The organism is Streptococcus handemini, from assembly GCF_040984445.1.
Taxonomy (GTDB): Bacteria; Bacillota; Bacilli; order Lactobacillales; family Streptococcaceae; genus Streptococcus; species Streptococcus handemini.
The window spans coordinates 1-11517 of record NZ_JBFRYH010000064.1; the positions used below are offsets into that span (position 1 = coordinate 1).

The window sequence follows — 11517 nt, forward strand, 5'->3', positions numbered from 1 at the left end:
TAGACTGCAACATGACCGTGGGCGCTTTAAAACAGCCCAGAATGCCATTATCGGGGCAGAGTTTAAGACGGCAACCCCAACAGAAACACCCTACTTAATGACTCAATGGGCGGACAATACCAGCTATCGACTAGAGAGCGCTAAAGGTATTTCCGAATTGCTCGAAGTGCTGGCAGATACTCATATCCAACTGGAGCGTATCCACCCATTTTCAGACGGAAACGGACGGACTGGACGGCTTATCATGATGTATTTAGCTATGAGATACTTAAATGCCCCCGTCATCATTAGCAAAGATGACCGTACGAAGTATATGGAACTTCTGGCCAATCAAGATACCACTGGACTTGCTGAACTGCTCAAGCAATCGCTAGATTATGAGAAGGATAGAATGCCCCAGTTTTGATTATAGTTACAAACTATAAGGGAAATCAAAAATTATTATTTTGATGAACTGAAAACAAACCTATGACAACTAGAAAATTCAATTTTTGCCATTTTTTCGATTTTAAAGAAATCTATGGCAATCTATGGACTATTGTTTTTAGCTATACCCCTTTGACAATTTTATCAATTAACATTATACTTAGTAGGAAAGATGAAAATTTTTTGATGCTAACCGCTAACGGTTGCGCCAAATAAAAAAGCCCTCAAGTATCCTACTACTTGGGGGCTTCGTGCTATTTTAGCACTACCCAGATTATTTCTTACCTAACCACTCATCAAGCAATTTGCCAACAAAGTAACCGATAATTGCTTCAAGTAGTGCGGTAAGAAAAAGAATGAAAATTTTTGACACTTTCCGCCTCACCTCCCTTCTAAGGCGGTGTAGGTTGTGCCATTGGCTATTATATCAAATCGCCTATTTTTCTACAAGCTCATATAAGCCGATTTAAGGCATTTCAGTCCTATCTGGTATAATTGACCACCTTACCCAAAACAAACGAAAATAAGGGCTATTTTTTAGCCCTCCGCATGATATAAACCCATTACAATCTAAAATCTCTTTTATAACGGCTTGCCTGCTGATGGAAAGGTTTATGATCATGAAAATAACAGAAATCAAAAAGAAGGACGGCAGCGTTGTCTACCGTGCCAATGTCTATCTAGGTGTAGACAATATAACAGGTAAGAAAATCAAGACCAGCATAACAGGGCGGACAAAAAAAGAAGTTGGCAGAAAAGTAAAATATGCACAACAGGAATTTCAAAAAACAGGGGCGACACGCTTCAACATTCAAACGGATATAAAAACCGTCAAGGGATTAGCCGAAGCTTGGTTAGAAAATTATCAAAACACGGTCAAGCCTCAGACTTTGAGGTGTACAAAAGCAATCATAAAAAAGCATATTCTGCCACCGTTGGGGCAAATGCCACTTGAAAAATTTTCGACACCAGTAGCCCAAAAATTTATCAATGACTTGGCTAAGCGTTATAACCAATTTGACAAAGCTCGCTCAGTGCTTTCTAGAATGTTCCAGTATGCTGTTGTATTGCAATCAGTGCCACATAACCCAATACGGGACACCCTACTCCCTAGGAAGAAAAAACCAAAGAATAAAAAGGTGAAATATATCCAACCTGAAGACTTAAAAAGATTTTTGAAATACATCGATGAACAAGGTCAAAAAGATTTCGGAAAGTTCAATTATACCGTTGCTTTCAGGCTGTTGCTTGCTACGGGTATCCGTATAGGGGAGTTGTCCGCCTTGGAGTGGTCTGATATAGACCTAAAGGACAATACTATCAAAGTCAATAAGACATACATACAAGAAATTAAAACAGTAGGGGAAACAAAGACCAAAGCAGGGGAGAGAGTTATCAGCGTGGATAAAGCTACTGCGCTCATGTTGAAACAATACCGCAACCGCCAACGGCTGACATTTTTAGAAATTGGGGCGCATGCTCCTGTTAGGGTATTTCAGACAACCACAAGACAATACTTACTCAGAAACAACTTCCAACAAGTATTAGACCACTATTGCAAGAAATTGGGCATGCCTCGCTTCACTCTCCACGCTTTCCGCCATACCCACGCTAGTCTACTGTTGAACGCTGGCATTAGTTACAAAGAACTCCAGCACCGTCTAGGACATTCGAATATCTCAATGACTTTAGACACCTATTCCCACCTATCCAAAGAGAAGGAAAAAGAAGCCGTCACCTATTTTGAAAAAGCCATAAATAGCCTATAAGGTGAACAAAAAGGTGAACAAATTGGAAAAATCACAAAACAAAAAACTCCGCAAACCCTTGTGCGCCAAGGGATTGGAGCAATTAGAAAGTAATATTATATGAATTTTGAGAAGATCGAACAGGCTTATGACCTGCTATTAGAAAATGTCCAGACAATCCAAAATCTTTTGGGTACAAATATTTATGATGCCTTGATTGAGCAGAACGCTGCCTATTTAACAGGTAGTCATGAGAATGAAACAGTATCTCATCATATCAACACGTTGAAACAGCTGGAGTTAACAGCGGAGGAATGGCGTAGGGCGTATCAGTTTCTTTTTATAAAGGCTAATCAGACAGAGCCAATGCAATACAATCACCAATTTACACCGGATAGTATAGGGTTTATTCTAACATTCCTATTGGAGCAATTGGTTGATGAGCAGCAAGTGACGGTTTTGGAAATTGGTTCAGGAACAGGTAATTTAGCGCAGACCATTTTAAATCATAGCCAAAAAGAGATTGACTATTTTGGTATTGAAGTGGATGATTTGCTGATTGATTTATCTGCCAGCATTGCCGAGGTGATGGAAAGTGGCGCCCATTTTGCTCAGGGTGATGCTGTTCGTCCGCAGATTTTGAAGGAGAGTCAGGTCATCATTAGCGACTTGCCGATTGGTTATTATCCGGATGATCGAACTGCTCAGCGTTATCAAGTAGCTAGTTCTGAAGAGCATACCTATGCGCATCATTTATTGATGGAACAATCGTTGAAATACCTGAAACAGGGAGGATATGCTATCTTGTTGGCGCCAAATGATTTGCTGACAAGTCCACAAAGTTCGTTACTGAAAGGTTGGATGAAAGAGCATGCAAGTGTTGCGGCAGTAATTACCCTCCCAGCAACTGTATTTGGGACTCAGTCTATGGCAAAGACTATTTTCGTTTTACAAAAGCAGACAGCCCAGCCGCTAGAAACCTTTGTTTATCCGCTAACGAATCTTCAAAGTGCAGAAGCATTGCAGGCTTTTACAGAGAATTTTAAAAAATGGAAACAAGATAATGCAATTTAAGTGAAAATTTGATATACTAGTTAGGAAAACGCTTAAAAGGGGAATTCTTATGTCAAAAACAATTGCGATTAACGCGGGTAGTTCTAGTCTGAAATGGCAATTATACCAAATGCCAGAAGAAACAGTATTGGCGAAAGGTTTGATTGAACGAATCGGGTTGAAAGATTCTATTTCAACTGTTAAATTCAATGGTCAAGCTGCTAGTCAAACGCTAGATATTGCTGACCATGTGCAGGCTGTAAAAATCCTATTAGATGATTTGTTGGCACATCACATTATCGAAGATTTTTCAGAAATCACAGGTGTTGGTCACCGTGTGGTAGCTGGCGGTGAATTCTTCAAAGATTCAGTTTTGATCGATGATGAAGCACTTGCTAGAATTGAAGAGTTGTCAGCACTAGCACCGCTTCATAATCCAGCGAATGCTGCCGGTATCCGTGCGTTTAAGAATATCTTGCCAGATATTACAAGTGTAGCTGTTTTTGACACAGCTTTCCATACAACAATGCCTGATATTGCCTATCGTTATCCAATTGCGACGAAATACTATGAAGATCATCAAGTTCGTAAATACGGTGCGCATGGAACATCTCACTATTATGTTTCACGCGAGGCGGCAAAAGTATTAAATAAACCAATCGAAGACTTAAAACTGATTACGGCTCATATTGGAAATGGGATTTCAATTACAGCGGTTGATGGTGGAAAATCCGTTGATACATCGATGGGCTTCACTCCACTAGCCGGACCAATGATGGGAACACGTTCTGGAGATATTGATCCTGCGATTATCCCTTACTTGATTGAAAATGTCGCAGAATTGACAGATGCTGCAGCTGTTGTCAACGCCTTGAATAAGCAATCTGGTCTTTTAGGAATTGCGGAAGTATCAAGCGATATGCGTGAGATAGAAGCTGGTCGTGCAGCCGGCGATGCAAAGTGTACCCTTGCCTTTGATATGTTTGTGAATCGCTTACAAAAATTCATCGGACAATATTTTGCTGTACTAAATGGAGCAGATGCTCTTGTCTTTACAGCAGGAATTGGCGAAAATTCTGCAACTGTTCGTGAGGAGGTTGTAAAAGGTATGTCTTGGTTTGGCATGGAATTGGATCCTGAAAAGAATGTCTTTGGAGCAGAAGGTGATATTTCAACGGCTGACTCAAAGGTGAAAGTCTTAGTCATTCCTACCGATGAAGAACTCGTGATTGCGCGTGATGTAGAACGCTTGAAAAAATAAGAATTGCAAATAAATAAGACGGATAGCCATTAGTTGGTTATCCGTTTTTGTACCTAATTTAAAACGAACCGTTCGTTTTTAAAAGCGGGTATAATGGTGCTTACAAAAATGATGGTTTTAGCAGAACATATTCTAGTCAAAATAGCATGGATATGGTAGAATGAAAAGGCAAAGTTAATTTGCGCAGAGTAGGTGGTTTGCGTTAAGTGTGTATGGATGGGATGTTGCCATATAACGAAGCGAAAGCGCGGTAAACCATTGCATCCGCTGTCGATAGCCGACAGCTCCAAATGACCAAAGGAGCATAGTATGTTTTCGAAAAAATCTCCTAAATTAGGAGTTCAGTTATTAGTTGTGTTAGCGATGCTCATCGCTGTGCGTTATATCTTGGGGCATTACTTTTCATTTTGGATTATTCCGAATATGTTGAAAGTAAGTTTGTCGTTTATTGCAAATACACTTATTGGCATGTTAGCGGGTCCATGGGTCGCAGTTATTGTATTTGTGGTGAATGATGTATTGACAGCTTTAAACTCAGGATATCCATTCATTATTTGGTTTACCCTGTTAGAAGCAGTACAAGGTTTTTTATATGGCTATTTTTACTATGGCAAGAAATTAGATATTCATAGAACAAAAGATTGGTTTTATGTGTTACTTGCTACAACTGTGATTATGGGAATTGGAACCTTCTTCTTGACGCCAATTTTGAATCAGATTTATCAAAATGTTCCTATCTCAGTACAGTTTTTTGCGCAAGGGCGCATTTTTAAAGTTTTAGAAATTCCATTTAGAGTGGTTGTGACGATGGTTTTATTGCCGCAGCTTCAAAGAATCCCAGAAGTACGCAAACTGATGGGAATAGCAAAATAATAAAAAAGCAACAATTCATCCCATTGTTGCTTTTTTAATACCTAAGTTTCTCTTTAGTACTGTTTGATCAAATCTACTGTTGAACGGTCTAGTTTTTTCACGATAGCTTGTAGAAAGGCCTGTGCCTGTAAGAAATCATCCATATTATAAAGAGTTTGATGTGAATGGATATACCGAGCGCAGACACCAATTGTAGTGGACGGAATACCGTGTAGTTGCTTATGGGCCGCTCCTGCATCAGTGCCACCTTTTGCGCAATAATATTGGAATTTGATACCAGCTTCTTCTGCGGTTGTGAGAAGGAAGTCCTTCATATTTTTGAGCATAATGTGACCTGGATCATAGAATCGCAAGAGGGTGCCGTCACCGATTTTGCCCTGTTCTCCAAAAATATCACCTGCAGGAGAACAATCCACAGCGAGGAAGATGTCGGGGTTAAATTTGTTTGTCGATCCGTATGCACCACGTAAGCCAACTTCTTCTTGAACATTGGCACCAGCAATTAAGTGATTTGGGAGAGTGACACCTGATAGGCTTTCAAGTAATTCTGTCACCATCAGCACCCCAAAACGATTGTCCCAAGATTTTGAAATGATGTTTTGTTCATTTGCGGTTAAAATGGTTTCATTTTTTGGAACGAGAATGTCGCCAGGTCGCACGCCAAATGTTTCTGCTTCTTCCTTTGAGCTAAAACCTGCATCGAAGATAATATCTTTTATGGCAGGAAGTCCAGCGCTGCCATTCGTACCGCGAGAAAGGTGGGGAGGGATGGATCCTGAAATAACAGGAATTTTTCTGCCGTCTTGCAGGTGTAGCGTAAAGGCTTGGCTAGATACGACAAGTGGGTTCCAACCGCCGATTTCTACTGCTCGGAATGTTCCGTCTGCTTGGATGTGACTAATCATAAAACCAACTTCATCCATGTGGGCGGCTACAAGAATACGAGGAGCGTTTTCTTCAGTTGCCTCCCTGATTCCGAAAATTCCCCCCAATCCGTCTGTTTCAATACGATCAACGTGTGGGGTGATTTTTTTGCGTATGTGATTGCGGACCTCGTGTTCGAATCCGGCGATACCTTGTAATTCGGTAACTTCTTTGATTTTTTCGAATAAAATAGAATGTGACATAATGATCCTCCTGTCTATTATTTTATCACGAATTGTGGTAAAATGTTGGATATGAAGAAGAAAAAAGCAGCCTTGCTAGCAGGTGTGGTTGGAGCGGGTATTCTCGCAGCTAGCGCGCGATTTTCGATGACCATGTATGAAGAACGAAAAAAAGCGAAAGCTCTCCAGCAAGTGCGGGCATTTTTTGCTGAATATGGAGAAATTGCAACCGTATTTATCAATGAGGTAGAATCAGATAAGCACCGATTAGTGGGTGGTGTTGTCATGGAAGATGAAACGGTTTATCTGTTTGAAAATGAAGCAGGTGTGATTTGGTATGAGGAGGAATTGAGATGATTGTTCCAAAGAGTCTTGAGGAGTTGGCTGGATTAGTCAAGCAAAAAGGTAAGCACGTCTTGTTCTTTTCTGCCGAGTGGTGTGGTGATTGTCGCTTTATTAAGCCATTTTTACCAGAGATTGAGGCTGCAAATCCAGATTTTCAGTTTGTCTTGGTGGACAGAGATGAGTATATAGAAGTAGCCCAGCAGTGGAATGTCTTTGGGATTCCCAGTTTAGTTGTTCTGGAAAATGGGAAGGAAATAGCCCGTTTTGTCAATCGAGATCGGAAAACCAAGCAGGAAATTAATGATTTTTTAGCAAATGTGAGAGGATAAGAAATGATTTTTACATATAATAAAGAACACGTTGGTGATGTCTTAATGGTTATTGTTGCAGATAGTAAGAATGACCAAGTGGCTGTTGAACGTAAAGGAAATGTTGCGCGTGTCTTTCTAATAGATACTCAAGAAACCGTAGCGTGGAATATTTTTCAAGTTTCTAGCTTGTTGACAATTTCAGGACGTGGTCAAGTTTTTTTAACAGATGAAGATGTAGCCATTCTTAATCAAGCATTACAAAAAGAAGGCTTTCCAGAATCGTTAGTCAATGATAAGGAACCCAAATTTGTCGTTGGTGAAATTGTTGAGTTGATTGCTCACCCTGATAGTGACCACTTGAATATCTGTCAAGTCAAAGTAGGGGAAGAAAAAACAGTCCAAATTGTCGCAGGAGCGCCAAATGCCACCCTTGGTTTGAAAACGATTGTTGCCTTGCCTGGTGCAATGATGCCAAGTGGTAGCCTGATTTTCCCAGGAGAATTACGTGGTGAAAAAAGTTTTGGGATGATGTGTAGTCCACGTGAATTGCAACTTCCAAATGCTCCACAGAAACGTGGTGTGATTGAGCTAGATTCAAGTGAGGTAGTAGGAACACCATTTGATCCTGCAAAGCATTGGCAAGGATAATAATTAAAAAAGTTGGCTCAGGTCAGCTTTTTTGCATCTTTTTCGAATAGATAAGTAGGAGGGAAAAAGATGTATAATAAAGTGATTATGATTGGTCGATTAACGGCTCAACCGGAATTAAACCAGACAGCAAGTGGTAAAAACGTGACCCGTATTACAATTGCTGTCAATCGTCGATTTAAGACAGAGAACGGTGAACGTGAAGCTGATTTTATTACAGCTGTCTTTTGGGGGAAATTGGCCGAAACGCTTGTTTCTTATGCAGGAAAAGGTAGCTTGATTTCTATAGATGGCGAGTTGCGCACACGAAGATATGAAAGGAATGGTCAAAGCCAATATGTAACAGAAGTTATCGGTCAGTCGTTCCAACTGTTGGAAAGTCGTGCTCAACGTGCCATGCGTGAAAACAACACGGGTGAAGATTTAGCGGACTTGGTGCTAGAGGAAGAAGAATTGCCGTTTTAGAGTAGAAGGTTTGAGGTTTATCTCTCAGGCCTTTTTCGGTCTGTAGTCCTATTTTCGAAAAACTGAATGAAATTCTCTTGACTATTTTTGACCAAATGATATAATAAAACCATAGGAATTAGCACTCAAATAAGAAGAGTGCTAAATCAATTCTTGGAGGTAAGATATGCTAAAACCATTAAACGACCACGTGGTCGTGAGAGTCGAAGAAAAAGAAGAACAAACAGTTGGAGGCTTTGTCATTGCGGGTAACAGCCGCGAGGCGACAAAAGTCGCTGAAGTTCTTGCAGTCGGTCAAGGAATCCGTACCTTAACGGGGGAATTGGTCCCATCAAGTGTGAAAGCTGGGGACAAGGTTGTCCTTGAAGACCACGCAGGAATTGAAGTCAAAGACGGCGAAGAGAAAGTCTTGCTCGTTCGTGAAGCAGAGATTTTAGCAATTGTAGAGTAAGAAAGGGTAAAAAAATGGCAAAAGAGATTAAATTTTCATCAGACGCCCGCACGAGCATGGTGCGTGGAGTTGATATTTTAGCAGATACGGTCAAAGTAACCTTGGGACCAAAAGGTCGCAATGTAGTGCTTGAAAAAGCATTTGGTTCACCTCTTATCACCAATGATGGGGTGACCATTGCTAAGGAAATCGAATTGGAAGACCATTTTGAAAATATGGGTGCTAAATTGGTATCCGAAGTAGCGTCTAAAACCAATGATATCGCTGGTGACGGAACGACAACTGCAACTGTATTGACGCAGGCAATTGTCCGTGAGGGGATTAAAAACGTAACTGCGGGAGCTAACCCAATCGGCATTCGTCGTGGGATTGAAGTGGCGGTCAGTGCAGCTGTGGAGGCTCTTAAAGCGAATTCAGTCCCTGTTGCCAATAAAGAGGCAATCGCTCAAGTTGCAGCCGTATCTTCTCGTAGCGAAAAAGTGGGTGAATACATCAGCGAAGCAATGGAGAAAGTCGGCAAAGACGGCGTTATCACCATTGAAGAGTCTAAAGGGATGGAGACGGAATTGGATGTCGTAGAAGGCATGCAATTTGACCGTGGTTACCTATCTCAATACATGGTGACAGATAATGAAAAAATGGTGGCAGACCTTGACAATCCTTATATCTTGATCACAGATAAAAAGATTTCAAATATTCAAGAAATCTTGCCATTGTTGGAAAGTATTCTTAAAACGAGCCGCCCGCTCTTGATTATCGCAGACGATGTGGATGGCGAAGCCCTTCCGACGCTTGTCTTGAACAAGATTCGCGGAACCTTCAATGTTGTGGCTGTAAAAGCACCAGGATTTGGTGACCGTCGTAAGGCTATGCTGGAAGATATCGCAATCTTGACAGGTGGTACAGTTATCACTGATGATCTTGGCCTTGAATTGAAAGACGCAACGATTGAAGCACTTGGTCAGGCTTCTAAAGTAACAGTGGATAAAGACACAACCGTTATTGTGGAAGGTGCAGGAGATGCGACAGCGATTAGCAATCGTATCGGTGTGATTAAAGCGCAAATCGAAACGACAACGTCTGAATTTGATCGTGAGAAATTGCAAGAGCGCTTAGCGAAATTATCAGGCGGTGTGGCAGTCATTAAAGTCGGTGCAGCGACAGAGACTGAGTTGAAAGAAATGAAACTCCGTATTGAAGACGCTCTCAATGCTACTCGTGCAGCCGTCGAAGAAGGAATTGTTGCCGGTGGTGGAACAGCCTTTGTCAATGTTATAGATGCTGTAGCGAGCCTTGAGGTTGAAGGTGATGAAGCAACAGGACGCAATATTGTCCTTCGTGCTCTGGAAGAGCCAGTTCGTCAAATTGCTCTCAATGCAGGCTTTGAAGGCTCTATCGTGATTGACCGCTTGAAGCATTCAGAAGCTGGAACAGGCTTCAATGCAGCAACAGGTGAGTGGGTCAACATGATTGAAGCAGGAATTATTGATCCAGTTAAAGTAACGCGTTCTGCCTTGCAAAATGCAGCCAGCGTTGCAAGCCTTATCTTGACAACAGAAGCAGTTGTCGCAAACAAACCAGAACCAGTTGCTCCAGCTCCAGCAATGGATCCTAGCATGATGGGCGGTATGATGTAGAACTGATTTTAAAAGGGAGTGAGAGTCAATTGTGATTTCGTAGAAATCGATTGCCCTCACTCTTTTATTTTGTTTGCAACCCCAAGGAGGATCTTGAAGAAGGAAGAAGTGCTATCAGTTAGCTGATGGATTGCGGATAGAATGAATAAATATCCATCTTTTATCGTCTGTCTTTTAGAATAAATTTCACAAGCTAATTCTTTTTCTCCTGTATGAAAATTCGCTATAATAGTCAGCATAAGGGAGTGAAGAGATGTATCAAGTGATTAGGATGTATGGTGATTTTGAACCGTGGTGGTTCTTGGATGGCTGGGAAGAACATATTATCAGTAATAGTAGACATGCTAATTACGAGGAAGCGCTGCAAGATTATCAACGTCAGTGGGTTTGTCTTTCTGAACATTTTCCAATGAAAGAAAGCCAAAATGGTTTAATGACGGCTTTTTGGGATCCTAAGGACCAGTATTGGTGTGATGAGTGTGATGAATATTTACAAAATTATCACTCATTGATATTGTTGGAAGTAACTGAAAATATGCCTGCAGGCTTGCGACGAAAAGAGGCGGGTAAACATCGTATTTGTCGAGTAAAATAAGAGAAAGCATCTGTACAGAGAAGTAAAGATGCTTTTTATATGCTGGAGTATGTGTGGCCACGACAAACGCATGAAGAAAGTTTCGTTTTCAGATAACAGTTTCATAAACTAAGTTCGAATCCTTTGCTATACTAGAGATAGTGGAGGATTTTGTTATGAATGAGAGACTGGATTTCTTGATAGGTGTCCGTGATGATAGAGAATCCTGGAAAATTAAGCACACATTGTCAGATATTGTCTTGCTTATTTTCTTTGCGCGTCTATCAGGTGCAGAATATTGGGATGAAATTGAGGAGTTTGGGACTGCCTATGAGTCTTCCTTGCGAACCGTGTTGGGGTTAGAAAATGGGATTCCGTCTCACGATACGCTGCAACGAGTTTTTGCGACTCTAGATCCTCAAGTTCTAGTAGAAGTGACACAGATGTGGTCTGCTCTTCTTGAAGAGGCAGAGGTATCAGCTAAACATTTTACTCGTTTTTCGAAACGCCTGATAGCCATTGACGGAAAGACAATTAGAGGTAATGCCAGCCAACACCAGAAAGCCTTACATATTGTCTCCGCCTATGCGACAGATTTAGGGATTTCCTACGGTCAAGT

Annotated in this window: 14 protein-coding genes and 1 riboswitch; of the genes, 13 read left to right on the forward strand and 1 reads right to left on the reverse strand. The window is 41.1% G+C overall.

Annotated features, from left to right (window positions below; all coding sequences use genetic code 11):
• The 5 genes from ABPH35_RS09000 to ABPH35_RS09020 form a co-directional block, all read left to right on the forward strand.
• A partial coding sequence (locus ABPH35_RS09000; protein ID WP_368849756.1) for a Fic family protein occupies positions 1 to 406 on the forward strand: 406 nt, incomplete at its 5' end.
• A gap of 640 nt (positions 407 to 1046) precedes the next feature.
• Complete coding sequence (locus tag ABPH35_RS09005; RefSeq protein WP_368849757.1) at positions 1047 to 2195, forward strand: tyrosine-type recombinase/integrase; 1149 nt, start codon at positions 1047 to 1049, stop codon at positions 2193 to 2195.
• Between the two features lie 99 nt (positions 2196 to 2294).
• On the forward strand, positions 2295 to 3248 hold the full coding sequence (locus ABPH35_RS09010; protein WP_349988850.1) for a class I SAM-dependent methyltransferase: 954 nt from the start codon (positions 2295 to 2297) through the stop codon (positions 3246 to 3248).
• A 49-nt stretch (positions 3249 to 3297) separates the two neighbouring features.
• Entirely contained in the window at positions 3298 to 4488 is a 1191-nt protein-coding gene (locus ABPH35_RS09015; RefSeq protein WP_349988851.1) for an acetate kinase, read from the forward strand.
• Between the two features lie 182 nt (positions 4489 to 4670).
• Positions 4671 to 4760: riboswitch (THF riboswitch) on the forward strand.
• A gap of 37 nt (positions 4761 to 4797) precedes the next feature.
• Entirely contained in the window at positions 4798 to 5361 is a 564-nt protein-coding gene (locus ABPH35_RS09020; protein WP_349988852.1) for a folate family ECF transporter S component, read from the forward strand.
• Positions 5362 to 5414: 53 nt separating this feature from the next.
• Here the strand turns inward: ABPH35_RS09020 and pepA are convergent, their stop codons facing one another.
• A complete protein-coding gene (gene pepA, locus ABPH35_RS09025) occupies positions 5415 to 6488 on the reverse strand; it encodes a glutamyl aminopeptidase (protein WP_349988853.1) in 1074 nt (357 codons plus the stop codon).
• A gap of 51 nt (positions 6489 to 6539) precedes the next feature.
• Between pepA and ABPH35_RS09030 the strand changes: the two genes are divergently transcribed.
• The 8 genes from ABPH35_RS09030 to ABPH35_RS09065 form a co-directional block, all read left to right on the forward strand.
• Entirely contained in the window at positions 6540 to 6824 is a 285-nt protein-coding gene (locus ABPH35_RS09030) for a DUF4651 domain-containing protein (RefSeq protein WP_349988854.1), read from the forward strand.
• Positions 6821 to 7141: a thioredoxin family protein gene (locus ABPH35_RS09035; protein WP_349988855.1), complete on the forward strand. Its 321-nt coding sequence runs from the start codon at positions 6821 to 6823 to the stop codon at positions 7139 to 7141. The genes ABPH35_RS09030 and ABPH35_RS09035 overlap by 4 nt, the downstream gene beginning before the upstream one ends.
• 3 nt (positions 7142 to 7144) lie before the next feature.
• Entirely contained in the window at positions 7145 to 7771 is a 627-nt protein-coding gene (gene ytpR / locus ABPH35_RS09040) for a YtpR family tRNA-binding protein (protein ID WP_349988856.1), read from the forward strand.
• A gap of 69 nt (positions 7772 to 7840) precedes the next feature.
• Positions 7841 to 8236, forward strand: coding sequence for a single-stranded DNA-binding protein (locus ABPH35_RS09045; RefSeq protein ID WP_368849758.1), 396 nt, complete (start codon positions 7841 to 7843; stop codon positions 8234 to 8236).
• 166 nt (positions 8237 to 8402) lie between these two features.
• Positions 8403 to 8687, forward strand: a complete 285-nt coding sequence (gene groES, locus ABPH35_RS09050; RefSeq protein WP_349988858.1) for a co-chaperone GroES — start codon at positions 8403 to 8405, stop codon at positions 8685 to 8687.
• 14 nt (positions 8688 to 8701) lie between these two features.
• Positions 8702 to 10324 (forward strand): chaperonin GroEL, encoded by a 1623-nt coding sequence (groL, locus tag ABPH35_RS09055; RefSeq protein WP_349988859.1) that lies wholly within the window; start codon positions 8702 to 8704, stop codon positions 10322 to 10324.
• Between the two features lie 253 nt (positions 10325 to 10577).
• Positions 10578 to 10919 (forward strand): DUF1033 family protein, encoded by a 342-nt coding sequence (locus ABPH35_RS09060; protein WP_349988860.1) that lies wholly within the window; start codon positions 10578 to 10580, stop codon positions 10917 to 10919.
• 155 nt (positions 10920 to 11074) lie between these two features.
• Positions 11075 to 11517 (forward strand): ISAs1 family transposase (locus ABPH35_RS09065; RefSeq protein WP_368849759.1); only part of this gene is annotated, 443 nt, incomplete at its 3' end.

What these genes read in the sequence shown, in the direction of transcription:
- ABPH35_RS09035 (WP_349988855.1), top strand. Translation starts at nt 6,821, where the DNA reads ATGATTGTTCCAAAGAGTCTTGAGGAGTTGGCTGGATTAGTCAAGCAA.
- ABPH35_RS09030 (WP_349988854.1), top strand. Translation starts at nt 6,540, where the DNA reads ATGAAGAAGAAAAAAGCAGCCTTGCTAGCAGGTGTGGTTGGAGCGGGT.
- ABPH35_RS09005 (WP_368849757.1), top strand. Translation starts at nt 1,047, where the DNA reads ATGAAAATAACAGAAATCAAAAAGAAGGACGGCAGCGTTGTCTACCGT.
- ABPH35_RS09010 (WP_349988850.1), top strand. Translation starts at nt 2,295, where the DNA reads ATGAATTTTGAGAAGATCGAACAGGCTTATGACCTGCTATTAGAAAAT.
- pepA (WP_349988853.1), bottom strand. Translation starts at nt 6,488, where the DNA reads ATGTCACATTCTATTTTATTCGAAAAAATCAAAGAAGTTACCGAATTA.
- ABPH35_RS09015 (WP_349988851.1), top strand. Translation starts at nt 3,298, where the DNA reads ATGTCAAAAACAATTGCGATTAACGCGGGTAGTTCTAGTCTGAAATGG.
- ABPH35_RS09060 (WP_349988860.1), top strand. Translation starts at nt 10,578, where the DNA reads ATGTATCAAGTGATTAGGATGTATGGTGATTTTGAACCGTGGTGGTTC.
- groL (WP_349988859.1), top strand. Translation starts at nt 8,702, where the DNA reads ATGGCAAAAGAGATTAAATTTTCATCAGACGCCCGCACGAGCATGGTG.
- groES (WP_349988858.1), top strand. Translation starts at nt 8,403, where the DNA reads ATGCTAAAACCATTAAACGACCACGTGGTCGTGAGAGTCGAAGAAAAA.
- ytpR (WP_349988856.1), top strand. Translation starts at nt 7,145, where the DNA reads ATGATTTTTACATATAATAAAGAACACGTTGGTGATGTCTTAATGGTT.
- ABPH35_RS09020 (WP_349988852.1), top strand. Translation starts at nt 4,798, where the DNA reads ATGTTTTCGAAAAAATCTCCTAAATTAGGAGTTCAGTTATTAGTTGTG.
- ABPH35_RS09045 (WP_368849758.1), top strand. Translation starts at nt 7,841, where the DNA reads ATGTATAATAAAGTGATTATGATTGGTCGATTAACGGCTCAACCGGAA.